Source organism: Cohnella luojiensis, assembly GCF_004564235.1.
In the GTDB taxonomy this organism is placed as follows: Bacteria; Bacillota; Bacilli; order Paenibacillales; family Paenibacillaceae; genus Cohnella; species Cohnella luojiensis.
The window spans coordinates 108,473-134,412 of the sequence record NZ_SOMN01000006.1; the positions used below are offsets into that span (position 1 = coordinate 108,473).

25 protein-coding genes and 1 riboswitch are annotated in these 25,940 nt (G+C 51.4%); of the genes, 3 read left to right on the forward strand and 22 right to left on the reverse strand.

All coding sequences use genetic code 11. The features are described from left to right. Positions 1 to 94: 94 nt before the first annotated feature. The 6 genes from E2980_RS07275 to E2980_RS07300 form a co-directional block, all read right to left on the reverse strand. Positions 95 to 1,684, reverse strand: coding sequence for a response regulator transcription factor (locus E2980_RS07275; protein ID WP_135151482.1), 1,590 nt, complete (start codon positions 1,682 to 1,684; stop codon positions 95 to 97). Further along, the gene (locus tag E2980_RS07280) at positions 1,677 to 3,464 is read right to left on the reverse strand and encodes a sensor histidine kinase (protein ID WP_135151484.1); all 1,788 of its coding nucleotides are present in this window, start codon (positions 3,462 to 3,464) and stop codon (positions 1,677 to 1,679) included. Before E2980_RS07280 ends, E2980_RS07275 begins: the two co-directional genes overlap by 8 nt. Before the next feature lie 27 nt (positions 3,465 to 3,491). After that, on the reverse strand, positions 3,492 to 4,436 hold the full coding sequence (locus E2980_RS07285; RefSeq protein ID WP_135151485.1) for an aldose epimerase family protein: 945 nt from the start codon (positions 4,434 to 4,436) through the stop codon (positions 3,492 to 3,494). A gap of 644 nt (positions 4,437 to 5,080) precedes the next feature. Further along, a complete protein-coding gene (locus E2980_RS07290; RefSeq protein ID WP_135151487.1) occupies positions 5,081 to 6,241 on the reverse strand; it encodes a UxaA family hydrolase in 1,161 nt (386 codons plus the stop codon). Then, on the reverse strand, positions 6,238 to 6,564 hold the full coding sequence (locus E2980_RS07295) for a UxaA family hydrolase (RefSeq protein ID WP_135151489.1): 327 nt from the start codon (positions 6,562 to 6,564) through the stop codon (positions 6,238 to 6,240). The genes E2980_RS07290 and E2980_RS07295 overlap by 4 nt, the downstream gene beginning before the upstream one ends. Before the next feature lie 18 nt (positions 6,565 to 6,582). Next, positions 6,583 to 7,992 (reverse strand): HEAT repeat domain-containing protein, encoded by a 1,410-nt coding sequence (locus tag E2980_RS07300; protein ID WP_135151490.1) that lies wholly within the window; start codon positions 7,990 to 7,992, stop codon positions 6,583 to 6,585. A gap of 185 nt (positions 7,993 to 8,177) precedes the next feature. On the opposite strand from E2980_RS07300, the gene E2980_RS07305 reads away from it, so the two are divergent. After that, positions 8,178 to 9,008: an AraC family transcriptional regulator gene (locus E2980_RS07305; RefSeq protein ID WP_167747022.1), complete on the forward strand. Its 831-nt coding sequence runs from the start codon at positions 8,178 to 8,180 to the stop codon at positions 9,006 to 9,008. Positions 9,009 to 9,057: 49 nt separating this feature from the next. On the opposite strand, the gene E2980_RS07310 is transcribed toward E2980_RS07305, so the two are convergent. Genes E2980_RS07310 through E2980_RS07320 form a run of 3 tightly spaced genes read right to left on the reverse strand, consistent with a single transcriptional unit; the run spans position 9,058 to position 12,267 of the window. Further along, positions 9,058 to 9,582 carry a hypothetical protein gene (locus tag E2980_RS07310; protein ID WP_135151492.1) on the reverse strand — a complete coding sequence of 175 codons (525 nt, stop codon included), beginning with the start codon at positions 9,580 to 9,582 and terminating at the stop codon, positions 9,058 to 9,060. 49 nt (positions 9,583 to 9,631) lie between these two features. Further along, positions 9,632 to 10,807: an MFS transporter gene (locus E2980_RS07315; protein WP_135151494.1), complete on the reverse strand. Its 1,176-nt coding sequence runs from the start codon at positions 10,805 to 10,807 to the stop codon at positions 9,632 to 9,634. Positions 10,808 to 10,845: 38 nt separating this feature from the next. Beyond that, positions 10,846 to 12,267 (reverse strand): aminotransferase-like domain-containing protein, encoded by a 1,422-nt coding sequence (locus E2980_RS07320; RefSeq protein WP_135151495.1) that lies wholly within the window; start codon positions 12,265 to 12,267, stop codon positions 10,846 to 10,848. Positions 12,268 to 12,384: 117 nt separating this feature from the next. On the opposite strand from E2980_RS07320, the gene E2980_RS07325 reads away from it, so the two are divergent. Then, complete coding sequence (locus E2980_RS07325) at positions 12,385 to 13,317, forward strand: DMT family transporter (RefSeq protein ID WP_135151497.1); 933 nt, start codon at positions 12,385 to 12,387, stop codon at positions 13,315 to 13,317. Between the two features lie 214 nt (positions 13,318 to 13,531). Here E2980_RS07325 and E2980_RS07330 read toward each other — a convergent pair whose 3' ends face one another. Further along, entirely contained in the window at positions 13,532 to 14,662 is a 1,131-nt protein-coding gene (locus E2980_RS07330; RefSeq protein ID WP_135151499.1) for a glycoside hydrolase family 88 protein, read from the reverse strand. Between the two features lie 181 nt (positions 14,663 to 14,843). Between E2980_RS07330 and E2980_RS07335 the strand changes: the two genes are divergently transcribed. Then, positions 14,844 to 15,686, forward strand: coding sequence for an AraC family transcriptional regulator (locus tag E2980_RS07335; RefSeq protein ID WP_135151500.1), 843 nt, complete (start codon positions 14,844 to 14,846; stop codon positions 15,684 to 15,686). A gap of 38 nt (positions 15,687 to 15,724) precedes the next feature. Here E2980_RS07335 and E2980_RS07340 read toward each other — a convergent pair whose 3' ends face one another. The 12 genes from E2980_RS07340 to E2980_RS07395 form a co-directional block, all read right to left on the reverse strand. Continuing rightward, positions 15,725 to 16,480, reverse strand: coding sequence for a response regulator (locus tag E2980_RS07340; protein ID WP_135151502.1), 756 nt, complete (start codon positions 16,478 to 16,480; stop codon positions 15,725 to 15,727). 21 nt (positions 16,481 to 16,501) lie between these two features. Then, complete coding sequence (locus tag E2980_RS07345; protein WP_135151503.1) at positions 16,502 to 18,145, reverse strand: GspE/PulE family protein; 1,644 nt, start codon at positions 18,143 to 18,145, stop codon at positions 16,502 to 16,504. Between the two features lie 51 nt (positions 18,146 to 18,196). Continuing rightward, entirely contained in the window at positions 18,197 to 19,123 is a 927-nt protein-coding gene (locus E2980_RS07350) for a type II secretion system F family protein (protein ID WP_135151505.1), read from the reverse strand. A 4-nt stretch (positions 19,124 to 19,127) separates the two neighbouring features. Further along, complete coding sequence (locus E2980_RS07355) at positions 19,128 to 20,090, reverse strand: type II secretion system F family protein (RefSeq protein WP_135151506.1); 963 nt, start codon at positions 20,088 to 20,090, stop codon at positions 19,128 to 19,130. A 4-nt stretch (positions 20,091 to 20,094) separates the two neighbouring features. Continuing rightward, positions 20,095 to 21,516: a TadA family conjugal transfer-associated ATPase gene (locus E2980_RS07360; protein ID WP_135151508.1), complete on the reverse strand. Its 1,422-nt coding sequence runs from the start codon at positions 21,514 to 21,516 to the stop codon at positions 20,095 to 20,097. Then, positions 21,513 to 22,352, reverse strand: a complete 840-nt coding sequence (locus E2980_RS07365; protein WP_135151509.1) for a CpaE/TadZ family protein — start codon at positions 22,350 to 22,352, stop codon at positions 21,513 to 21,515. The genes E2980_RS07360 and E2980_RS07365 overlap by 4 nt, the downstream gene beginning before the upstream one ends. 46 nt (positions 22,353 to 22,398) lie before the next feature. Then, positions 22,399 to 23,100 (reverse strand): Flp pilus assembly protein CpaB, encoded by a 702-nt coding sequence (gene cpaB, locus E2980_RS07370; RefSeq protein ID WP_135151510.1) that lies wholly within the window; start codon positions 23,098 to 23,100, stop codon positions 22,399 to 22,401. Between the two features lie 33 nt (positions 23,101 to 23,133). Then, positions 23,134 to 24,057 carry a pilus assembly protein TadG-related protein gene (locus E2980_RS07375; RefSeq protein ID WP_135151512.1) on the reverse strand — a complete coding sequence of 308 codons (924 nt, stop codon included), beginning with the start codon at positions 24,055 to 24,057 and terminating at the stop codon, positions 23,134 to 23,136. 12 nt (positions 24,058 to 24,069) lie between these two features. Then, positions 24,070 to 24,450, reverse strand: coding sequence for a TadE family protein (locus E2980_RS07380; protein WP_135151573.1), 381 nt, complete (start codon positions 24,448 to 24,450; stop codon positions 24,070 to 24,072). Continuing rightward, a complete protein-coding gene (locus E2980_RS07385) occupies positions 24,447 to 24,959 on the reverse strand; it encodes an A24 family peptidase (RefSeq protein WP_135151514.1) in 513 nt (170 codons plus the stop codon). The genes E2980_RS07380 and E2980_RS07385 overlap by 4 nt, the downstream gene beginning before the upstream one ends. A gap of 83 nt (positions 24,960 to 25,042) precedes the next feature. Next, a complete protein-coding gene (locus E2980_RS07390; protein ID WP_135151515.1) occupies positions 25,043 to 25,243 on the reverse strand; it encodes a Flp family type IVb pilin in 201 nt (66 codons plus the stop codon). Continuing rightward, positions 25,209 to 25,616, reverse strand: a complete 408-nt coding sequence (locus E2980_RS07395; protein ID WP_135151517.1) for a DUF192 domain-containing protein — start codon at positions 25,614 to 25,616, stop codon at positions 25,209 to 25,211. The genes E2980_RS07390 and E2980_RS07395 overlap by 35 nt, the downstream gene beginning before the upstream one ends. Positions 25,617 to 25,698: 82 nt before the next feature. After that, positions 25,699 to 25,786, reverse strand: a riboswitch (cyclic di-GMP riboswitch). Positions 25,787 to 25,940: the final 154 nt, after the last annotated feature.

Sequence of the window (25,940 nt, forward strand, 5' to 3'; positions counted from 1 at the left end):
GGTGACAGAAACCTTTGTCCTGTACCTAGCTTACTTTCCGGCGAGAGGATTCGTAATAAAATAAATTGTTCAGCCGATGTTCAATTTTTTGCGGCTAACGCGATTCCTTCGGACATTCCCTATACTCGGAAGGAGTTTGCCCGGTGAATTTCTTGAATACCTGACTAAAATAACGTTGGTTCTCGTACCCCACGAGCTCCGAGATTTCGTTAATCTTCCGATCGGAGGAACGGAGAAGCTCGCATGCCTTTTCCATCCGCTTGCGCGTGACGTATTCGATGAAGTTCTCGTCGGTAACCGACTTGAATTGCTTGCTCAGATAGCTGGGATCCATATGAAACCGCGTCGCTATGTCGATCAAGCTAATGTCCTCGAAGTAATGCGCATCCAAGAAAGAGACGATCTGCAAAACCGAATGAGCGGAGTCCGATATTTCGCTATTCAGACCGTGGGTCGATATCGCGATTGCCAGCTGGTCCACGAATTCCCGAAGCTGATGGAAATCCAATATTCCCGCGATTTGTCCTCCATCGAATAAAGCTGGAAAAGCCGAAGCCAACCCTCTGGCTTCCGTGCTGGCAGTCTCCGTAACTTTGGCTAGCTCCCGGTGAACGTCGCGAATCGTAGTGGCCGGGCGTTTGCTTATCCGATTAACGAAATCGGTCAATAGCTTGCGGCTATCCTTCTCGTTACCCGATCCTATCGCATGGCTAAGAGCCTTCAAATCAAAAGAAGTCAGAATACCTGCCGACGAACCCGGAACGGGATACTCCGCCGACGAGAAGGATAAGCCCGAATCGTCCAGCTTATTCCTGTGCAGTTCGTCGTTTGCCGCGGCGTAAACTTCCGGAAGCCCGTCGAGCCGGGCGATCACCGGGCTTATGCCGAAGACGACATCCGTGCTTAGCGTCCGCTTCACGGCATCTTGAAAGTCGGTAGCTAATCGCTCGATACGGTCAAGACTATAGGAGGACGCCGGAAGAATGATGCCGATGCTCATTCTATCGTCGGATTTATACACGAAAGGGCTTTCGTCCATCATCACTTCGTTAAGAATATTCTCGGCGCTGAACATAAACAGATCCGCGTTACCATGGAACTTCGTCTTTGATACTTCGTTAAATTGACGGAACATGCATACGGCTAGCCTAAAGGGTTTCTCCGCATGTTCGAGCTGGAGCTCCTCGGCTTGATTGTGGATATCCGATAGGTTCGTGATCCGTTTGCCGGCGAGATTCTGTAGGAACTCTTCCCTCTTCAACTTTAAGATATCCTTGGCAATTTTTTTCTGTTGTTGCAGGCTCATATAATCGCGGCAGGCATCTATCGCCTTCGTCATCGCGCTCCTGAGCTCCGGTATGGAAATCGGCTTTAGCACGTATTCGCAAGCCTGGTAGGTCAACGCGGCCTTCAGATATTCGAACTGCGAGTATCCGCTGATCACGATGACCCGGATATCCCCATGCAGCTTGTATAGATTTTCGAGAAACTTTTCCCCGTTCATGACGGGCATGTTCATATCGGTTACTACGATATGGGGCTTGTTCATGCGGATTAGTTCCAATGCCTCTTGTCCGTGCTTTGCTTCCGCGATGATCTCGACGTCCAGGGCGAGCTCGTTGATCATCTTGCTGATCGATTTCCTTCCCCATGTTTCATCGTCCACTACCATGACTTTATACATGTCTCGCCCCTCCGTTTCGGTATGGAATCTTGAGCTTGATCGTCGTTCCTTTGCCTGGTGCGCTCTCTACGGCAAGACCGTGCGGCGCCCCGTATACGAGCCTGATTCTCTCGTGGACGTTCTTAAGCCCGATGGATACGCCCGAGAATACTTCCAATGATTTGTGCTCCAGATTCGACCGCAGAGAAGCCAGCTTGTCCGTCTCCATCCCCATTCCGTTATCCCGAATTTCTATGAAGACATATTCGCCATGCCTTACGGCGCTTATGCTGATGAGAAGCTGCCGGTTATCTTGCTTATCCATGGCATGCACGATTACGTTCTCTATGATCGGCTGCAAGACGAATCGTACGATGGAATGATCCATGAGATCGTTCTGAACGTCGAACTCCGTTTGCAGGGATTCCTCGAAGCGGAACTGTTGAATGTACAGGTAATTGTTCACATGGGCGAGCTCCTGCCCGATCGTCGATTCCATATTGCCCTCGTAGAAGCTATACCGGAACATATCCCCGAGCGCCCGGCACATCTCATGAATCTCGTAATCCCCGATCAGAACCGCTTTCCCTCCGATCGTCTGCAGGGTGTTGTATAGAAAATGAGGATTGATCTGCATTTGAAGGGCAAGGATTTGCGCCTCCTTGTTTCTCAGCTGCATCTGGTAATCGAGCTCGATTAATTCGCGAATTTTATCCGTCATGAAATTAAAGTTTCTCGCCAACTCGGAAAGATCGTCCCGATAGCGATAAGGCTTCAGCGTAACGTGAAAATTACCTTTCCGAACGGCTTTCATCGCCTTTCCGAGCAGTTGAATCGGCTTCGTGATAAACCGCTGAGCAAGAAGGGAAAACAGGAAGATAATGAGCATGACGACCGCTAGAACGCAGACGGATAGGAGTAACGTATTCTTGCGGTTCTGCGCCAATTCAGGGTTCGGATAAATAATCGTAAGCCCGATATTCGAATTGTCCAGATAGGAGGTGCCCATGAACAGATCCTGGTTGCGGGTAAACGCCACGTCGCGCGGATTATTGTTGGCCCATGCCCCCGGGTGCCGGAACGGCTCCACCGCGCTCTCGTATTTATCGTTCGTCTGGTAGAACGTATCTCCGTTTCCGTTCTGCAGCGTGATCACGTTAGGAGAGCGGTTATTCGCTTCCATTGTCTTGAGAAAGTCTTTCATTTGAATGTAGAAGACCAGCGACCCGTATTTCTTTTTGTAGAACGGATCGTAGATGGTAAGGGCATACACGAAGAAATCCTGTCCCAATGTTTTGTCGGAGTAAGTAAACATCCTATTTTCCTGAAACGGCAAATTGAGCATCTCCTTGTAGTTCGGGATGCTCCGTTCGAATTTGATCGCATCGTAGCTGCCGGCCCTCGACCAAGAATCTCTTAACGTATCGTCTTTGCCGTATATCATCATTTTAATGATATCCTTGTTCTTGTTCAGCACTAACCGGTAATAGTTTTCCAACGACTGCTTGACGTAGATGATTTCCGCGTCGTTATAGTTCGCGCCATGCGCCATCAGGTTAGTGATTCGATCATAAGCATAGACTTGTAAAGCCGACGTAGAGATATTGCGAAAATATTCATCCAAATCCTTCGATAAGTAGGCCGCGTTCTGGTCGGAGCTTCGGAACATCGTTTTCTCCAAGGAACTCGTGCTCGACCGGTAGAACAAATAGGAGAGAACCAGCAGCGGAATCAAGGAAATCAGAACGCTGCTCCATACGATCTTCGTGCTGATGCTCCGATTCATGAATAGCCATCTCATCCTGTGAGTCCTCCAGCCGCGGCCGATTTAGGTCAACGTTACCTCGAGATGCCAACGGTAGGTTCCGCGGCCTTCGACGGTTGCCGCTTCATTAGTATTCATAGCGTGATTCAGGTCGTCCATTCTTCCCGTCGCGGGCTCGATAGCGAAGTGGTAATAGCCTCCATAGCCGCCGGAATTGGCCCATATGGCCAAATAAGGAACTTTGTCCTCGGGAAACCGCAAAGTGATAGATTCTCCCGTGTCGGGATCGCTTAACGCCGCCATGCCGACGGTTAACTTGTTGGTAAAATAATATTTCTCCGCGACGCTTCGATCCGTTGCGCCAATGACGCTAAGATCAACGGTTCCTCCGCAGCTCGTAGCGTTCGGCCAAGAACGCTTGTCCTGGAATTCTCCCAAGCGTTGGCCCTCAGAATAAGATACCTCGATTTCCTCTAATCCTTCGGGCACATTCAGCTTCATACCCTCGCGCACTTGGAGGAGAGGGTGCGCTGCCCATAAGAAGGAGAAAGGGGAATCCGATAAATTGGTCAGGCTATAATCGATTCGCACCGTATTTTCGCTCGCGAAGGAATAGACTTTCTCCAAACGATAAGGGAACGCTACTCCCTCCACTTTACAACGCAACTCCGTCTCCGTACAGCTATCTACCCAACTCATGGACCAAACCTCGCCGTGGTCGGGTATTCGCCGCCCCTTCCAAGGCTCATCGGGGTATGTGCTTTCAATGATTCCGGGGAACATTTCGTCCCATCCGCTCTCGTCTCCAGCAGAGAACGCGGACGCATAGCCCTCATTGCCTAGAGCTTTCCCGCTGCTCCATAACCATTCCCGGTTCGTGGACCGGTTAACGAGGGAGACGACCTTGCTTCCTAACCCGGGAACGATGCAGAGGGAGATCTTCTCCGTCTCGCCGATCCATACGGGGTAACCTTCCCTATTCGACTTGGTCCATTGTCCTTGTCCCATTGTTATTCCTCGCTTTCATCACGTTCCGCCGAATACACATAATTGATTCTATCATCCGGCCTACGTTGAACAGTCTAATTTTTTGTGTATTCATTGTGTAAATTATTGGCGGAACCGTGTGAAATGACAAACAGGTTACCCCAAATAATGCTAAGGGTAACCTGTTTGTCGCGTTAGTTTGATTCTGTTACTAACCTAGGATGATGTCACCATCACCGCCACGGATGAAAAATGGGTTCGTACGCATAATTCGGCTCGAATTTTGCACCGGATGGCAGAGTTAGCTAAGTTCATTCGTTAATTCGGCCCGATTCGATGGTGGCGGCGAAGTTAGTACGATTTGGTTACTATCTCGGCTCTTCCGGGCTCCGGCGGGCGGAGTTAGTACGATTTGGTTACTATCTCGGCTCTTCCAAGCTTCGGAGGACGGAGTTAGTACGATTTGGTTACTATCTCGGCTCTTCCGGGCTCCGGCGGGCGGAGTTAGTACGATTTGGTTACTATCTCGGCTCTTCCGGGCTCCGGCGGGCGGAGTTAGTACGATTTCGTTACTATCTCGGCTCTTCCGGGCTCCGGCGGGCGGAGTTAGTACGATTTCGTTACTATCTCGGCTCTTCCGGGCTCAGGCGGGCGGAGTTAGTCCTTTACAAGCTAGGCCCGATCCGGTTGATGCTGAATTCCTGATGGCCCAGCACCTCCGCCTTCGTCCACTTGCCTTCGGCAACCTCGACGATTTCGTCCCAGATTCGGTTGCCGGCTTGCTCCAGCCCCAACTCGCCCGACAGCATACCGCTGACGTCGACGTCCATGTTGTCTTCCATCAACTTAAACGTGCGCGGATTGCCGGTAATCTTGATGACCGGCACGACGGCCGCTCCCGTCGGCGTTCCTCTTCCCGTCGTGAAACAGACGATATGCGCGCCTCCAGCGGCCATACCCGATACGCATTCAATGTCGTTGCCTGGAGAGTCCATGAAGTACAGTCCGCCCTCGGGAATGGATTCGGCGTATTCGATGACGCCTTGAATCGGCGCGACACCGCATTTGCTGATGCAACCGAGCGACTTCTCCTCGATCGTCGTCAGCCCGCCGGCGATATTGCCGGGACTCGGGTTTCCTCCCCGCATATCTTCGCCCATCCGCTCGATTTCCTTCTCGAATCGGTCCACGATGGAGATGAGCTTATCCGAAGTCTGCTCGTCCGCGCAACGCTTGGCGAGCAGATGCTCGGCTCCGATGATCTCCGTCGTCTCGCCGATAACGATCGCGCCGCCCGATCCGATTACGTTATCCGCCGCGTATCCCAACGCAGGATTAGACGAAAGTCCTGACGTCGCGTCCGAACCGCCGCACTTGACCGCCACCTTCAGCTTGCTCAACAGAACGGCAGTCTTCCTCTGCCGGTCCAATTCCGCCTTCATCCGCTTTGCCAATTCGACTCCGTGCCCGATTGCTTTCACCGAGCCTCCGATCGATTGTATATCGAACATTTCCACCGGTTTGCCCGTCTCCCGGATCGCATCCGCCAGCGCAACCGGATCTACAACCTCGCAGCCTAAGCTAATGATGATTACGGCGCCCACGTTCGGATTCCTCCCGGTTCCGGCGAGCACGTCGAACGTGCGGTTCTTGTCGGCGCCGATCTGGCTGCAGCCGTGCTGATGCGGGATCGAAATCGTATCCGGAACCATCTGCATGATCCGGTTGCACACTTGGTTCGCGCAAATGACGGTCGGAATAATCAATAAATGATTGCGGATGCCGATGTCGCCATTTTCTCTCGCGTATGCCTCGATAGTTCTCAACTCGTCATCTCCTTCCGCGCTTGGTCTCCGCGCCCGCGAATGCCTTCGATATTATGAACGTGAACATGGCTGCCCGCATCGATAACCCTAGTCGATCTGCCGATGACTTCCGCGTATTTGCGGATTTCTTCGCCTTCCCCGATCCGAACGACGGCGAACTTATGTCCGAACGCCACGGGTTCAAGAAGCAGCAACGTTCGGCTTTCCGCGCCGACGTTGAACCGAACTAATTCCCCGGCGGTCATATCCCTAAGCGCGGTGGCAACATGATCTTGTTCGTTCATTACGATCGCATCCGACTTCGCCGTGATTTCATGCGACATCCCCGTTTCACCGCTTCCTTAGAAAGTGCTTGCTTTCGTGGTCGAAGGGCACCACCTAGATTGGATCAGCTCGTGCAGCAATACTTCTCTAGCCTGCTCCGTATTGATATATCGCAAAGCTTCGATCGCGTGGCCTTGTACGTAGCGGTTGTCGTCTTCGAGCGCTTCGGCCAAATGCGGAACCGCAGCCTCTGCGGCAGGCCCGAGCTTGATCAAGGAAAGTCCAGCGGTAAACCGAACCTGGGCATCCGCGTCCTTCAGACATGCGATAAGCCCCTCCACCGTTGCTTCCTTCGCTGCTTTACCGATCATGCCAAGCGAATCCGCGATCGTACGGCGAACCCTCGGCGGCTGACTTCCGAGCATCGATACGAGCTTAGGCGCTACTTCCCCGGCGTAATGCCGAAGCTCGCCGAGCGCGAACGCGGCATGGTTAACCGTATGCTCTTTCTCGTCTTCCAACGCTCGAGACAACCCCGCGACCGCATCGTTTCCGCAAGCCGACAACCCGTAAGCGGCTAATAATGAGGCTTGTTTATTCGCTCCGCTAAGCGTATCCAATAAGACGTCCCGACCCGCATCACCGTAAGCAGCCAGCCGGTAAGCGGCATTCAGCGCAACGCGTTCATCGGATTCCGTTAACTTACCGGCTAGCAGCGCAAGCTTCTCTTTGCTCTCCATGTCCGCGCCGTAACGGAACCCGACCTCTCCGCGCAGCCAGTTCCAAGTGTCTTGCCAACATTCTTCCTGCGGGAATTCCGTCGCCAAAGCCGTATCGGGAACGGACCATTCGCTGCCCCCGTAATTCCATGAAGGCACGGATGGCGCAACCGTTCTCATAAACTCGAACTTCAACATATAACGGGGTTTCCCAATCAGGTTTCTCGTCGACCGGTGCCAAATATCATAGTGAATGAGCACGAATGTGCCCGCTTCCCCGTTCGCCGTCACTTCTTCGTCTGGATCATCCGTGCCGAACGTGCGAGTTTCGTAAAGATGACTTCCCGGAAATACGCCCGTAGGTCCAAGTTCAACCGGAGTATCCTGCGGAAAGTACATGATCATCGCCCACCAAGGATGATGGTTGCGAATGCGATCGTAGCCCCAATAGCTGTCTTTATGCCAACCGCCCGCCGTAGGTAACGCATTATAATGGCAATGTCTGTGCGTGTGCATCAGATAATTCGGTCCAAGCACGCTCGTTAACGCTCCGGTAATGACGGGATGCTCGAACACCTTCTGAAGCTCGCGGATTCTCGGCAAAATGTTGTTGCCGAGATTGCCTTCTTCTTCATGTACCTGATTCATGCGTTCGAGCAGCCGGGAATGAAATTCCTTCGAGAAATCCGTCTTGAGCAATAACACTCCGTCTACGATAAACCTTTTCATTTGCTCATCCGTCAATAATTGCGGTTCCCTTGTTTTCATTGCGTTTTTTCCTCCTCTATGTCGGTAAGTTCATTATAGTGAAGGGTCAACCCGCCGAAAATGGAAGAAGCTAAGAATGAAGGGTACAAAACTCAGCATACACAATGCGGGTGCGATCCTTTAGAATAGAATCGATAAGAGACAACCCCCCGGAACGATATAACGGGGAAAGCGTAGGTGAACTGATGACTTCCAGCAAGAGCGAACAGGCGATTTCCGATTTGCTTCATAACCTTCAGATCGACGTAACCTCTGCGCACCGGACGCAATGCACCTCCAATTGGCGGGATATCGACTATTCGCCCGATTACAATAAGTTCTATTTCATTCTTGACGGAGAAGGGTGGATCCGCGTCGACGACCAACAAATCCGTCCGCGTCCGGGCCAGCTTTGCTTCATGCCGGCGTATACGAATCAAGGCTATTCCGCCATTAGCGATAAGCCCTTCCTGAAATACTGGTGCCACTTCACGACAAGGGCGGGAGCGTTCGACTTGTTCCAGTGGATCGGCGTACCGTACTGCATCGATATCCAAGACAAAGAGCGGATGTCCCGGTTATTCGAACAATTGGTCGAACCGCAAGGAAATTCCGCTCTCGTTACCCTCATTCGGCAGAAAGCCGTTATGCTTGAAATATTGGCGACTTTTCTAGAACATGTGCCCGTACGTATTCTTCAGCACCGAAGCGAAGAAATTAACAGGCTGAACATCATTCACGATTACGTTGACAAACATCTTCATTTGAGCGTCAGCGTCGATGAATTGGCAGCTCTTCTTCACCTGCATCCGAATTATTTCATCGCTTATTTCAAGAAACGCTTCGGCATCTCCCCGCACAAATACGTAAACCGCAAAAGGATGGAAAAAGCGAAGACTTTATTGATGACGACCGCCCTTAGCATAAAGGAAGTCGCCGCTCTCACGGGGTTCGCCGATACGAATCATTTCACGAAGTTTTTCCGCAAAGAAACGGGCTTCAGTCCGACCGAGTTTCGCGGGATTTACGCATCATAAGCAAAAACCCGGATTTCGCATTGAAATGCGAAGCCCGGGTTCTGGCAGTTTAATCGCCGGCCGAATCCCATCGGCTGCGATATTGTTCCAATCTCGGATGAAGCACCTTGGGCTCTTCCGTTATCAGTAATCGAATTTTTGCAATCCAGTCTTCGAAGGAAGAAAAAGAAGCGAACAGGTTTGCCATTTCGGGTGCGACGAAAATAAAATGAGGGGCGGCTAACGATTCCGTCAAATGACGAAGCGCCGAATCGATCGGAGTATACTTTTTTCTCTTCCCTTCCCAACCATCGATTGCAATCTCGTCGCGTTGTCGTTCCCGCTTCCAATCCTGAAGTCGTTTTTCCCGCTTGTAATAGGGACTTATCGGCTCCTTCGACATCCTCCTCATGGTTTCCTCATGTATCGGATACAGCACAAGCTTCTCAAATGAGCGCGAAACCGCAATCTCCGCCGCGAGATCCAGTTCCTCATCCGTCGTCCGTTCAAAAGAATCATAGTAGATCAACGTGCCTTTTTCTCGTTCAACCGGCAGCTCATAGCCGTACGGAACGCTTTGTACCGTTCTATGCATACCCTTCTCCCCTTTAGGAAACATTTGGGACTATCATTCCCTACATCCGTTAAAGAATCCGTTGGGACCGGAACAGGATCCCGAGCAAGGAAAACAGCAAGAAAGCCCCTCCCAACAAAAAGAATATACTGTGCGTTGAAACATAGCGGATGCCGTATCCCCCAAGGCTTGGGCCGAGAATGCTGCCTATGCTGAAATGAATGGACGCGATTACGTTGGCGGCTGGCATGATGGCCCGAGGCAAAATATCCGCAACGAACGCAAGGCCAAGCGAATAGAAGGATCCTACCAATCCTCCTGCCAAAGCGAACAGGATACATAGGAATATCACCCGATCTCCCGCAAACGGGATCGCGCAGAAGACGAAGGCGCTCGTCAGCCCGCATGCCATCAGAATCGGCTTGCGTCCAATGCGATCGCTCCATATGCCGAGCGGCAACTGAAGAATAAGGCCGCCGATTCCGAAACTTAGCAGCAACAGGGATATCCACTCCTGGTTCAGCCCAATGCGCAGTCCGTATAAAGGAAAACTGCTATTCATAGAAGCTTCCATGAGACCGTAGAGCAAAGCCGGGATGAGGCCAAACCAAGCAAGACGATAGGTTCTGACGAATCTATTCTCGGCAGATACGCTTCTTGCTGAACGTTCCGGGGTTTCATTCGGCAATCGGAAAACGAGCTGAAGAACGGCTATAAAGAATAAGCCGGTTACCACGAACGGAACCGCCTCGCCAAACGGAAGCAGATTAATGCCGAGGGGACCCACGCTAAAGCCAACCCCATACGCCATCCCGTACAAGGATATGTATCTCCCTCTTCGGTCTGCCGGGCTGGAGCTTACGATCCAGAGTTGGGTCGCGTAATGCAAGGAGCTGTCGCCAACGCCGACGAGCAGCCGAAGGACGAACCATAATTCCAGCGATTGATTCAGCGGAAACAGCAGCATGGAAACCGTTACCAATGAGATCCCGGCTATAATGACCTTCTTGTATCCGAACCGAACGACCGGTTTCTCGATAAAAAACATCGTGCAGAAAACGCCGATATATAACGCGGTTGAATTGATTCCGTTCAGATCAGACGAAATACCGGAACGTTCCAGCATGATCGATAATAACGGAAGCAGAAGACCTTGGCTCATCCCCGCTACGACAACGACCAGCAACAAGGAGATGAACCGATAACGGAATGAAACGGAAGTAAGCGAAGTGTTGCCGACTAGCAAGTATAAAACCTCTCTTTGCAGTTACATGATGATTTTCCTTATCGACGGGCTATGTCCGCCAAACGCTTGACTCCATCCCTTAATTGTCCTTCACTGACGAAGGAATAGCTTAATCGAATCCACGACGTCATCTCCCCTAGCGGATCGCAAATTGTACCGGGGACAAAGGAGATGGATTGCCGAAGGCACTCGTTCAGCAAGGCTTCGACGGATAACGATTCGGGCAGTTGCAGCCAAAGATTTAGACCGCCTTGCGGAGTGACCCATTTCCAGTCCGTTGCCGCCAACTCTTCTTCGACGATGTCTTTCCGCATATGAAGTGCCGTGCGCAGCTTCTCTATATGTTGCCTCATCCGCTCCGATTCGAAATAATGGAGGAAAATTTTCTGATTGACGAGCGGCGTTCCGTTATCGGCTAGCGATTTGGCGGTGATAAGAGGTTGGAGTACGGCTTGGCGAGCCGCGACCGCGCAAATACGCAAGCCCGGAGCGACATATTTACTAAAGCCTCTCAAGTACACCACCCAACCATCCGTATCGTAAGTGAACAAAGGCGGTGGAGGCGGTCCGTCGAAATAGATATCGTGAAACGCGTCGTCTTCGATCAATAGGCAGCGGTAACGTTCGGCCAGCTCGACCAGACGTTTGCGTTGAGAAGACGGAACCGTATATCCTGTCGGATTGTGAAAGGTAGGATTCATATAAAAAAGCCGAGGTTTATGAGTTCTCATCAAGTTTTCGACTTGCTCCAGATCATATCCGTCAGGTTGGATGTCGACCGAATGAAACCTTGCGCCCTGCTGGCGGAAAATATCGATAGCCGCGCTATAGGTAGGCCTTTCCACCAAGATGGCATCCATCGGCCTTACGAACGTACGGGAGATCAGGTCTATGGCTTGCTGCGCCCCCGATGTGATCAATAGCTCGCTTGCGGTCAATTGAGTCCGCAACTCACCGACCAAATAACGGCCGAGCGTTTCGCGCAACTCCGCGTCTCCTTGCGGAGTTGAGTACGTGCCCATTAGTTTCGGGTAAATATCGAAGACCTTTTTCACGTAATCCGACAGGAATAAATTCGGCAATAAATTCGGATCTATGAGCGCCTGGGAAAATTGATATACGACCGGAATCTGTTGAATGTCGTTCATGCTGTTCTTTAAGTGCACGGACGCGGATAGGGGACGGTTCCCCTCATGTCCGACCGGGAAATGCTCCTGATTTCCAGAGCTTACGTAGTAACCGGATTTCTCCTTTACGTATGCCTTTCTGTCCTGCTTAAGCAATTGATAAGCCCGGAATACGGTTAACCGATTCATCCGCAATTGCTCGGAGAGCAGCCGTATCGAAGGAAGCTTATCATGGGGCTTCCATTCGCCGCGTTCGATCCGGGTGACGATGTGATCGTAGACTTGCCTAAAAAGCCGTTTGCCCTCATCCGTGGTTCTCGGCGCATTTTTCATGTCTACCCCCCCCTCCTTTTTAGTTCAATTGTACACTATAACCGTTCCATCTGTTCTACTAAATAGCATCTGTTCTGTTCTTCTCCTTGTATGATACCTACACAGGGGTGAACAGACATGATTATCGTAAACTATTTGCTGATGTGTCTCATTTTCGGAACGACTTTTCTGGCTATTAAGGTCGGGATCGACGCTTCTTCTCCGCCGTTCTTCTCGGCAGGGATTCGGTTTTTCGTCGCAGGCTTGATCTTGTTTATTTGGATGGTTTGGAAAAGAAAAGCCTCATTCTCCCTGCTCATTCGCAAAGAAATGCTTATTACGGGAATTTGTTTGACGTTCGGTACATTTGCCGGGTTGTACTGGGGAGAACAATATGTTTCTTCCGGTATCGCCGCCGTGTTATCGGCAACGGGTCCGCTCATGATTCTCGTGTTTCAGGCCGTCTTCCAACGGCAACGGACGACTGCCCTCTCTTCGATTGGCTGCATTATCGGTTTTACCGGCGTCGTCATGCTGCTTCTCCCGAACCTAACTTTATCCGCGGGCTTGGTCTGGGTAATGGGCTGCGTGGTCATCCTGATCGGCGAAATGTTCTATTCGGCGGGTGCTTTGTATTCCACAAAGGTCATTAAGCGCTACCCGGCCGCATCGCCTATTGCTCTAAATGCGGCCCAGATGATGTACGGCGGATTGCTGTTGCTTATCCTGTCCGCGTTTACCGAGCGGGTGCACTTCAACGGTCTAATGACGACGGAGGCGATCGGATCGCTTTTCTATTTGATTGTCATCGGCTCAATGGTCGGACACAGCCTGTTCTATTGGCTCGTCGCTAAGACAAATCCCGTCTTTCCGTCGACTTGGCTCTATATCTCGCCGCTAATTGCTCTTGCGGTAGGCGTGATGTTCTATCGCGAGACGATCACCTGGCTCTCCGTCATCGGCGTCGTTACGATTCTCTTTGGCACGCTGCTCACCAATATAAACAGCTTAAAGCAATTGATCCGACGGCGAAAAGCATCAACCTCTATGATCGTTCGGAAACACGCCTAAACGAAACCGAAGAAGCTGCTCAAAACTACCATGGCCTAGCGCCACAACAGTTTTGAGCAGCTTCTTTTTATATCGATTATAGATTATGCGGGGATGTACTGGAAAAACCAATACCATCGGGAAGCTTAACGGCACGGCGTGCCGTTAAGCTCGGAGAAACCTGCCCCAACTGGAAGAATAGCGGCACGGCGTGCCGCTATTACAAACAAACACCCTACAGCAGCGCTTTCAGCTTGCAAATGGCTTCTACGAAATAGTAATCTCCGTAGATCAATGCGCCGTTTTCAACTACGGCTCTTTTATAATCGCTGGGATGAAAAGCCGTCGTCCCGTTCGTGAGGATGCACTCGTCCGAATCGTCCCACACCGCGCACCGCTCCTCCAGCGCTTTCAAGATCAAGAAGGCGGATCTTAGATACAATGCTTGCTCCGCGTCCGGGGCCGCCTTGGCGATCTCGATTAAACCGCAAGCGGCAATCGCTCCCGCGCTGCTATCGAGCAGAGCGGAGTCGGCTGGTTGTCTATAATCGCACAGAGGCACGTACCCGCTAAATGGTAAACAGGATAACACGTAATGGGCGATTTTCTTCGCGGTATGCAGATATTCGGGCTTTTTCGTCCAATGATAGGTTTGCGCGAAACCGTAGATCGCCCAGCTCTGGCCTCTCGACCAGGAAGAACCGCTTTCGTAACCTTGTCCGCCAGGAGCTTCCAGCGCTTCACCGTTCGTTTCATCGAAGATCACGATATGATTGACCGAGCCGTCTCCCCTAACGAATTCCCTTATCGTCTTATCCGCGTGCATGATCCCTACATGCTTGAAACGCGCGTCCTTGCTTTGCTCGCTTGCCCAGAAGAGCAAGGGTATATTCATCATGCAGTCAATAATGGCCCAGCCCTGTTTATCCCCGTTCCAAGCGCGAATATACTCGCCCGCGATATTGCCTCGTGCGGATAAGACGCTTGCTGCGAGCATCGCCCGCTGTCTGGCCTTGGCATCCCCGGTTAATTCGTAATTCATTACGCTGGTCAACAACCACATAAATCCTGCGTCATGGTCCAATCTATCGTATCCGTACAATACTTCATCCAACTTCTTCTCGATGCTTTGAGCGTATTCTTTGTACGTCTCAACCTTCGTTTCCCGGTACATATGCCACAAGATTCCCGTCCAGAACGAATTCGTCCACCAGGAATCCGAGTCTTGCCAATCGTCGTAAACGCCATTGCGAGTCGTATACGGCATACCGTCCTTGATCCGCTCCGATGTAATGGCGACCTTACCCGCGATCCGATCCCAAGTGTCTAGAATGAACGCTTTGTTTTCCAGCAGCAAATCTCGCATCCGTTACTCCCCCATAGGTTAAGTCGTTGAAAAATAAGATGACTTTCTAAGTAGAGTATAGATTCGATCGGGATCCGTAGATAGGGTAGATCTTGCGGTTTACTTTGCATATCTTGCTATTTCGCCTTGCTTTATGTGTTATACTCTCTTTGATTTTCAACGTAAAGGAGGGTGAATCTACATGAACGAGTTAATGGCCTCCATCAACTTAAATAATGGCAATTTTACCTACTTGCACACGCTCACTAAGAGCCCGCACGATAACCAACATCACACTTACACGCAAGCTCGCTACGAGATCTATTATCTGATATCCGGCAACGTAGACTACCAAGTTGAAGACCAGACCTATACGCTCAGTCCCGGAGATCTTCTCATTATCAACAATAGGGAGATGCACCGTCCTTATTTTAATTCCGGCACGAGTTACGAACGGATCATCCTATTTTTTACACCCGAATTCTGCAGCCATTATCATGACGAGAGCTATCCCATTCTCCAATATTTCGAGCGCAAAAAACCCGGCAGCTTTAACCGTCTGCCGAGCAAGTTGGTCGAGCAAGAGCAGTTGGCCCGATACTTCATGGATATGGAAGAGTATCAAAGAAGCAATCATCCGGCAAAAAACGTCTTGATTGAACTAGCCTTTATCCAGCTGCTCATCCGCATGAATGAAGTCATCGCTTCCCACATCCATTCCTTCGAGCTCGAAGGCGATTATCACTCCAAGATCGAGCAGATCGTCGCTTATCTTCACAATAACCTATATCGCCCGCTAACTCTTCAGCACATCGAAGACACCTTTTACATCAATCGCTATTATTTCTCGCACCTGTTCAAGAAAATGACCGGGTTGAGCTTCAAGCAATATATCATCCATAAACGCATCGCGAAGGCGATAGAACTATTGAAGCTTTCCGTTCCGCCTTCGGAGGTTTGCACGATGACCGGCTTCGAGGATTACTCGAATTTCTATAAGGCTTTCAAGAAGATTACGGGGGTATCTCCCGTGAAATATAAATAGGATATTGGAATTACGCAAACCATTCGAATGTTTTTTCGCTACATGGTCCCTTGCCGAGCCCCTAAGTGATTGTCCAGCCAGTCTGCGAGCTCGCGAAATCCTTGCAAGGTGAAGGTGATGACCTGCTTCTCCGCTTTGTTGTCCGTTTCGATCACCAGCTTGTTCTCGCTTTCCGTGCAGACGACGGAGTATTCAACGATCCCTCCGTTCCTGTCTTCCTGCCATTGGCACATAAAACTGCTTACGAAGCTTTTCACTCTCCCATTCCCCCTATCGATATCCAGAGCGATTTGAGTCCCGGTATACGAGGTTGGCTCCTCTACCGGAGATCCTAGCAAATTCTCTTGCATTATTCCCGTCATCTCCGATTCGGGTTCCGTCATCTCCGATTCGGGTTCCGTTTCCTCCGCATCTAGTTGCATAGTTAAATAAGGCTCCGCGTATTTACGAATGACCTCCTGCAAGCGATTTTGATTAAAAGGCTTCATGATATACCCTTTGGCTCCGGCATCCATCGCCTCTAGGATCAGCTCCTTCTCGTTGCTAGCCGTACAGATCAGAATAACGGCTTCCGGATTAATCCCCAAGATGGCTTTAGTGGCTTCCGTGCCATTCATCTCGGGCATAGTCAGATCCATCATCACGACGTCCGGCCTCAACTCCTCGTACAAGCGTATAGCTTCTTTGCCGTTCGTTGCTTCGCCCGCTACTTCGTAACCAAACTCGCTTAGGCAATCGGTTGCCATCTTGCGCATAAAATTCGTGTCGTCTACGACTAAGAATCGATGAGCCATCATTTCGTCCACCTTTGGTTATTATTTCAACGCAATTAGCGCTTCTTCGACAGTCGTGAGGCCTTCCCGCGCTTTCAGCAAGCCGTTGTGCAGCAAATCTTTGTGGCCATTCTGCAAAGCGTGCTTTTGGATATCCGCAATCGGTTTTCCTTGGGAGATTCGTTCGCGAATGGAGTCGTCTATCGTCAGCACTTCCTGAATGGCGACATTTCCCCGGTATCCGGATTCCCCGCACGATCTGCAGCCTGCTCCGCGAATGACCGCCGGTTTTCCGCTCATCTGGGTGAAGATGAACGATCTGAAGTTTCCTATCGTTCCTTTTCCGGAGTTTTTGGCATCGTCTCTCGACACGAGATCAGCCGCTTCAAACCGGCGTATCTCCTCATCGCTCGCCGTTACCGATTGCGCGCAATGCTTGCAAACCCTCCGCAATAGCCTTTGAGCCACGATACAATTAATTGACGAGGCTAGCAAATCCTTCTCGCGTACCATCGCCATTAATCGCCCCAACGTATCGAAGACATGACGAGCCGTCATCGTACCGACAATCTGCAATCCGAACCTGGATGCGGAGAGCGCCGTCTCGGCGGTATCCGCATCCGCGATTCCGTCTACCAGAACCAGATCGGGCTTATGTCGCAGCGCGGCGCGCAGGGCCCGATCCATCGTTAAGCCCGTCTCTTCGTTAATCTCCACTTGCGTCAGAGAGGGCATTACTCTCGCGATTGGATTTTCCAGGCTGATGATTTTTCGGATCTTTTGTTTATTATGTTCGATCAGAGAGTAAGCGGTCGACGTTTTGCCTGCACCCGGCGGACCCGATACTAGCAATAGCCCCCCGGGATGCAGAAGAGCTTTCTCTACCTCTTTCAAATCGCTTTCGCCGAAATCAAGCTCACTCAGCTTGAGGAGCGGGGAATAAGGATCCGATAACACCAAATAAAGACTCTCTCCATGATACGTCGGCAGCGTAGATACGCGAACCTCCAATGGTTTATGGTCGACGTCCGTCTCATAGCGTCCGGTTTGCGGGACGCTCCGGGTTTCTACCGTTAAACCTGCCAACCGTTTTATCCTTTCTATTAAGAGAGACTGTATCGACTTCGCTACCTGCCCGTGTTCTTCGAACGAATTGCCGATTCTGAACCGGACCTTTAATCCTTGGTCCGACGCTTCAAGATCGATGCCGGACGCCTTGCGTTCCATGCCTGCTTTCAATATGCTATTCAATTCTTCCGCGGACTCGTCCGTTCCGTAATAGCGAACGATCGCTTCGTCCATCTCCGAGCGGGTGGCGATCATCGGAAGCACCCGGAGACCGGATACCATTTGAATTTGTTTGATCGCTTCATGGTCGAGGGGATCCAGCATGGCTACCCGAAGCCTCCCTCCGTCCCGACCGACCGACAGGACGCGATGCTTGCGGGCAAGGGATTCCGGAATCAGATGGACGGAGGCGGGGTCGAAGGTCGTCTCCGACATCTTCACGACGGGCACGCCCAACTGAAACTCTAACGCTTCCGCCAACTGGCGTTCGCTGATGAATTGATTGGAAATCATGATTTCCCCTAGCTTCGCCGGAGTGCTCTGTTGCTCCTTCAGCGCCTGCTCGAGCTGCTCGTCCGTAATCAGACCGTTCATAATCAGAAGTTCGCCAATGCGCATAATGCCCTCCTTTTAATATTGCGGAACAGCGGATATTGCCTATGAATCTATTTACTTGGAAAACGTCTCTATGATTTGGATAACGGCTGGACCGAGCAGGACGATAAACAAGCTCGGAAATATGAACAATACCAGAGGAAACAGCATCTTGATCGGAGCCTTCATCGCTTCCTCTTCGGCTCGTTGCTTGCGCCTTTCACGCACCTCATGCGACTGTACCCGAAGTACCTGCACCATCCCGATTCCGAGTTTTTCCGCTTGCAGGATACTGCTGATCAGTACTTTGAGTTCATCCAGCACGAGCCGTTCTTTGACTCCGGTGAGCGCCTCCCGCCTCGTCTTGCCCAGCCGAATTTCTTCGAGACAGCGCCGAAACTCTCCCGCCAGCACTCCTTCTTTTTTGGAAATGAGCTTGCTTAATGCGGCGTCGAAACCGAGGCCGGCCTCCAGGCTGACGGTCAGCAAATCCAGCACGTCCGGCAGCTCCTTCAGCGCAAGCCGGCAACGGGCTTTCGATTTCAATTTCAGATAGTAACCCGGAAGGACGATCGCAATAATAAATCCGACAAGCACGATCAGAACGGATATGCCAAATCCGGCGTTTAATAGGGTAGCGTAAAATGCCGACAAGCCCGCAATCGCGACAAGCAGCGTCAGCTGCGCGATCCGGTAATCGATCGGAGACATACCGAAAGGCTGCCCGGCTTGCAGCAATCTGAGCTCGATCCTAGCAACCTGACGCTCTTCCATAGTCCGCCTGAACCCGCGGCGGAATTCCTTCCATACCGGAAACATCAAGCGTCGCAGCAGAGATCCTTCCCGCTCAGCAGCAGGCTCGGACAATGCCGGCAAACTCGATTCAACGCTGCCTGTAATATGGGCAAGTCGCCGTTTGAGCCTTTTGAGCCGTTCTTCCCGAAGCACGAAGAACGAGTAAATCGTCAACGTGACCGTCATACAAAAAGCTGCGTACAGCATTCGCTTACACCTCGATCGTCGTGATTTTACGGATGAAAATAAACCCGATCACACCGGATACCAGACCGGCTGCCAGCATTCCGATTCCAATGGGATGATTGAAGAGCGATCCGATATACTCAGGCTCGATCATATAGAGGAGAATACCGAGCACGAAGGGCAACAATCCGATTACGATACCGGACAACCGTCCTTGCGCGGTCAACGTAACGACCTGTCGTTGAATGCGGCTGCGGTCGCGAATGGTTTGCACGATCGTTTCAAGAATGATCGCAAGGTTGCCGCCGATTTGGCGTTGGATCAAGATCGCCTGGATCATCAGGTCAAGATCCTCGCTTGGCATCCGTTCTTTCCATTCGGTGAGCGCATCCTCCATGGTCGTGCCGTACTGCATCTCTTTCAGCACGACTTCCGCTTCCTCCCGCACCGGTCCCTCGGACTCGTCAACGACGGTTTTCAGCGCCTGGGCAAAGCTGAAGCCGGCGCGCAGCGAACCGATCACAGTCGTCAGCATGTCCAGAAGCCCTTCGTTAAAAGCATGGACCCGCGCTCGCCGCTTCCTTCCGATCCACCAACGCGGCAGAATAAACCCGACAACCGCTCCAACAGGAAGCAGGAGCAGCTGATCGAATAGCAGATAACCGACCCCTGCGCACAAGGCAGTGCTGATCCATTGGAACAGCACGTATTCTTCCGGTTTCAGCGGTACTCCGGATAGGCGGAGCATCGTCTCAAGACGCGTGCTTCCCTTTTTGGTCAGTACCTTTTCGCGAACCGTCTGCTTGTACATTTGCATGCGGACAAGGAGACTGAACTTTTTACGGTTTAGCTGCTTCTTGTCGTTGAGCTCCAAAAAACGGTTCAACCGTTTCTCCATCCGCTTATTGGACAAGAACAACAGCTGCAGCACCGCGGAAAACAGCAGGTAACTGCTCATCGCGAACATGCCCACGATGATCCAGATCATAGCTTCACTCCTCTTCGATGAACACGGACGCCGGAATATGAATGCCGGAGGTTTCCAGCCGTTCGTAATATTTGGGGCGCACGCCGGTAGGCAACAGCTTGCCGATGATTTTACCGCGTTCGTCGACGCCCGTTTGCCGGAAGGCGAAAATATCCTGCAGAACGATGACGTCGCCTTCCATCCCCTGCACTTCGGTGATGTTCGTAATTTTACGCGTTCCGTCCTTTAGTCTGGACTGCTGGATGATCAAGTCGATCGCTCCGGCGATTTGCTCGCGAATCGCCCTGACCGGCAGCTCTATGCCGCCCATAAGTACCATCGTCTCGAGGCGCGAGATCATGTCCCGCGGGCTGTTCGAGTGTCCCGTCGCGAGCGAACCGTCGTGGCCGGTATTCATCGCCTGCAGCATGTCGAGCGCCTCGCCGCCGCGCACCTCCCCGATCACGATGCGCTCAGGACGCATCCGCAGCGAGTTGCGCACGAGATCGCGGATGGTAATCGCCCCTTTGCCTTCGATGTTCGGAGGGCGGGATTCCAGCGAGACGACATGCTCCTGCGACAGCTGCAGCTCGGCGGCATCCTCGATCGTGACGATCCTCTCGTCACTCGGAATGAACGACGACAGAACGTTGAGCGATGTTGTTTTTCCGGAGCCCGTTCCGCCGCTAACGAAGATGTTCAGCCTGGCTTTAACGCAAGCTTCCAGAAAAATCGCCATGTCGCGGGTAAGGGTGCCGAAGTCGATGAGATTGTCGATCGTGAACGGTTCCTTGGAAAATTTCCGGATCGTGATCGTCGGTCCTTTGAGAGCAAGCGGCGGAATGATGACGTTCACGCGCGATCCGTCAGGCAGCCGGGCATCGACCATAGGGCTGCTTTCGTCGACGCGGCGGCCAATCGGCGATACGATTTTCTCAATAATGTTCATGACGTGCTCGTCATCGCGGAACTGAACGTAGGACAGTTCGATTTTTCCGTCGCGCTCTACATAAACTTGGTTGGGACCGTTAACCATGACCTCGCTTATTTCCGGATCAAGCAGCAGCGGATTGATCGGGCCGAAACCCGTCAGATCGTGAATAAGCTCGTCGACCACTTTTTTCCGGTCTACTTTGCCCCGAAACGATTCGTCCTCCGTAATCAACTGGATCGCCATTGCGTCGATCTTGGGAAGGACGGCCTCGACGTCCCCGTCCTTCAAATCGTTCAAAATTTGCTTGTGAAGCTTGTTTTTGAGTTCCTGATGCTTGGAGATCTGCCCCGGCTGTTCTTTGGGACGAGGGTCGGTGCCGCGGATTTGCCTGAATGTCGTCAATAAGTCTTTCTTCGGCGCTATCGGTTGTTGTGCGCCTTCCGCCGATTCGTTAGAAGCGTCTTCGGTTCCTGCTTGAACCGATTTGGCTTGAACCTTGTCTAGAAGACTCATAGGTGGCCTCCTCTATGGAACAGTTGCTTTATGAATGAGTTCTGTTTCGGTTTAAACAACGAAATCTCGCGTCGCGAGATGAGCTGCTCCGCCATTTTGAAAACCGCCTTCGCAAGATCGGATTTCGCTTGGTTTGACACGAAAGGAATTCCGATGTTAAGCGACTGCGCTACCAAATGGAATTCGTTCGGAATATATATCGATGTATCGAAACCGAGAATGTCCGGCACATCCGCCGCCTTGATGACGCTCTCCATCGTGGCCCGATTGATGACCAGGTGTGTTTTGTTCCGGTAACCAAGCACATCAAGCGTATCCAGCATTAGCTTCGTATTCTTGATGGCTGTCATTTCGAGTGTCGTGACCACGAATATTTGATCGGCTTTCTCAATGAATTGCAACGTATTCTCCGGCAGACCGGCGCCGGTATCGACGATGAGGTAGTCTTGCTGAGACAGGAGCAAATCACATACGCGGTCGATAATGTTCGCCTTGATCATATCGGCGAATTCCGGCCGTTCCGGCGCTGCAAGTACCTTCACTCCGCTGTTATGATGAATGAGGAAGCCTGCCAGCGCGAAACGGTCCATCGAATCGATATCCGCAACGATGTCTTTGATGCTAAAAGTCGGATGCAGATCAAGCGCAAGCGCGACATCGCCGAATTGGAAATCGCCGTCCATCACGCTGATCTGAATGTTTTTCTTCGTCAGCGCGACGGCCAGATTGACTGCCAGCGCCGTTTTCCCGATTCCGCCTTTAGCGCCGCAGACGACGATCATTTCGCCTCTTTTTCCGCCTGGCTGCTCTTCATTCATCCTGTCCGCGTGGTTCATTGCCTTTTCCTCCCGTACCTGATTCCGTATTTCCGCTTTCAGGCGCTTACTTTTGCGTCTGCGTCTGTTCCTTCTCCTGATCTTTCACGATACGGCTGTGCAGCATCAGACCCACCGTTGCATCCGAGTCCTCATCGGCGTTAATGGCCGTTACCCCGTCCTCCGGCATCAACTCCAAAGTAACCTGAGCGTATTCCACATGGGGAGTTTCCGACTCTGCCTCTACCATCCGCCTTCCGATTGCGAGAACATGAACTTTCTCTAAAATGACTTGGGAAAGCAGCTTGTCAGTCACTTTGTCCTTTTTGGAATACACGACATCGACGAAGTCGCCAGGTTCGATGAGATTCGATACGGACTGTACGATGTTGACCCCGATCGATACCGCCCGATAACCGTCCCGCACTTTCTTGGAGACGAACATCGCCTCCTCCTTCTGGTCCTTCAGGTGGTTAGGGAGAAGCACTTCGCCAGCCGCCAAATTCGCAGCCGCGATTTTGCCTTCCGCATCTTTCTGGTTTTTCAATGCTTGCGCATGCGCGCCGCTTTCCGGAATTTGCAAGATCTCCAGCATCCCGGGGGAAATTTTCGTATTTTCGCGGATTTCCTGTTTCACCGCCACCACATTGACAAGTTTATCGTTCTTGAATGCCGGGGCCTCTTTATACTGTTTCATGTAATTGAAGAATAGCACGGTCGTGACGATTCCCATCAGCAGCGCCGCTATCAATATGAGTTTTGATCTCATCGGTGTCACCTGTCCTAAGCAGAAAATGTGTAACTACTCGATCAGTTTGATCGTAAAAGCGCCTTTGTCCACCGTACCCGGATTGGTATAGCCGGTACCTGTTCTTTCGATGAACATGCCGGTAATCGAAGTATCCTTGCTCGACATCGGCTCCGATATGTAGAAGTAGGCGAAGCCCGTTACCTTAATGTTCTTGAGTTGGTTGGAATTCTGGTCATACGGCTGATAGACGGGAATGAGGATGACTCGCGGGGAATCCCGGTGCGAATAATCACCCGGCGGGTATGGGTCCGAATCGATGCGGAGCTGTACGCCGTCTCTTGTCTTTCCCGCTACGTTCCCTGTCTCCGTCTCGATGATATCACCAACTTTGATTTCATTCTGGTATCCGTATTTCAAGTTATTTTCGTATGTACTGGCACCGGTGCCACCAAGCGCCAGTATGCCGAAATAGCCCGCTTCAACGCCGGAGCTGTCCACCTTGAGCTTATAGGGCTTGTTGTAAATAAGAGGAATCGATTCATCGATGCCTAGCGGAGCCACGCCGGAAGCAACCGCCATCGGCATAACCTGGGCCGCCGCTTCGACGATTACCGAAACGCTGTCTTTGCCGAATAGCCCGCTGAATCCTAACGAAACTTCCTTCTCTAGCTGCACGCGTACATTGGACTTCATTTGAATTTCCGTTGCGACCAAGCTTTCCTCCTCATGATGATGGAGCAAAATGTCGTCTATTATTTCTTTCACTCGGGATTCCTCTCCCGTAAGCTCCTGCGCGCCGGATAACGCCGCAGCATTGGCAACCTTCTGAAGATGGCTTTTGGACGCATACATCGTCCCGCCATCCACGACCAAACCTACGACAGTAAGCAGCAGAAGCATGGAAAATCCCATCAAAACAATCGTGCTTCCCCGTTGCTCCCTAACCAGCTTCCTTCCTAAACGTATTAACGTCATATTAAATTCCTCCTACTCCACGCGTATGGTAGAATTCGCTGAAAGAACCGGGTCCGGTATGATCTGCGTCATCAGCGGCGTAATTAGAGGGAGGGAGTAAGTTAAAGTTACGGTAACGTTCCCGCCGGATTTTCTTGTCGATTGCTCAGGCGATATGGTTACCTCCAACTCGGATGCATCCCCGACGCGGACATGATTTCTGGCATAGGAGACGATCTCCATATCATCCTTTCCAAGCCCTCCAAGCCTAACTGCCTCCTGTGCCGTCATATTGAGACTGACGAAGGCAAATAACAGCCGTCCCAGATCAACGATGCCGCATATTAGCAGCAGCAGCAGCGGAAGCAGCAGGGCAAATTCGACAAGCGATTGCCCCTTCTGTTCCTTGATCATCCCGCTCCCCATCCTTTCAGCCATAAACAAACCACGGATCCGCCGGCTATGGCAACTCCGTACGGATAAGCTCCCGAAGTCCAGTATCCCTGAATATGGGGTCTCATCCTAAAACGCAGGCAAAGAAGTACATATCCGACAAACCGGATCCGATCACGAATGCCTTCCTTAAAAAATACAATTGCCAATGCCATAACCGCACCGATAAGGGCCATATAGACAGATGCCGCGAAAACAAATCCTGCCCCTTTAAGCGCTCCGACCAATGCTAGCAGCTTGACGTCGCCAGCCCCCATGCCGCCGAGGAGATAAGGGATGATTAGGATCCCTAATCCGAGGGTAAATCCTAATAAAGAGTGCGCTAAACCTTCCCAACCGCCCGTGATGATATGAATTCCGAATGCAATGGCCAATGCAGGGAAAATCAAGTTATTATAGATCTTTCTGCTCTTCAGGTCCGTTATGACACAGACGGTTACGACAATCAACAGCACGATATTGACCCACACAACGGTTCCTCCGTTTCTCGCACGCGGATGAAAAGAAGGCCGTACGTTGAGTCAACGCACGGCCTTCGTGCAACCGTAACCGCTTAGGTTCCGGAAGGAGGAGCCATGTCGGTAACGCCCTCACCAACCGTTTTTTCCGCATTATCGAACAGGGCGATAATATGGCCGCGCAGCAAGACCAAAGCGCCTACGACCGCAACCGCGATCAGTCCAAGCACCAATCCGTACTCCGTCATTCCTTGTCCTTGCTCATCTTTCAAAAGGCTCTTGAATTTGTTCATCATTGTAAATTCCTCCTAAAATGAGTTTAGTTTGTTTTTGAAACTTTGCCGTGTGACCAACGCATACCCCTGCTGTTTCTAAAGTCCCCGCAGGAAGTTCGACTACCGCTCGGGTTCCCCGGAAAGACCTTCCGATACGTCCGGGCTTTAACCCCTGCTCCATACCTACGACGATGTTGTCTTCGCTTAGATGCAGCACATCAATGGGATACCTCATGAAAAACGAATGCACCCCTCGGCAAGGTCGAATATGTAGGCCGTTTCCTTCAGCAAGCGACTTAGTGAGCATAAGTCCTCTCAGTCTCCTAAGGAACGTATGCGCTTCCTCGATCTGATGACCGACTTGTTGTCCGCTCTCTTGAATGAACAGCTTCATTTCGACGCGACCACCCCCTGGTATGTAAAATGACCCACCTTTTCCCGAAAGGAGGGTTCAATTAAGACGCTCCCCTTCATCTTTCGGCAGCTGGCTGGCATAAACGACATGCGTCATTAGCCCCTAAAGCTTTGCGTCACAGGCTTTCGCCTGCTTTGCCTTTATCGAGATTCAGCGGAGTATTCCGTTCGCCGATTCGAATGATCTCATCATAAGCTGTGTCAATATATTCCTAAAATCCGCCTAAATCCTCAATTTTCTGAATATTAAGATAAGCATATCGACATATCTCGAACATAGTACAAATGATAGACTGCGTGTCGA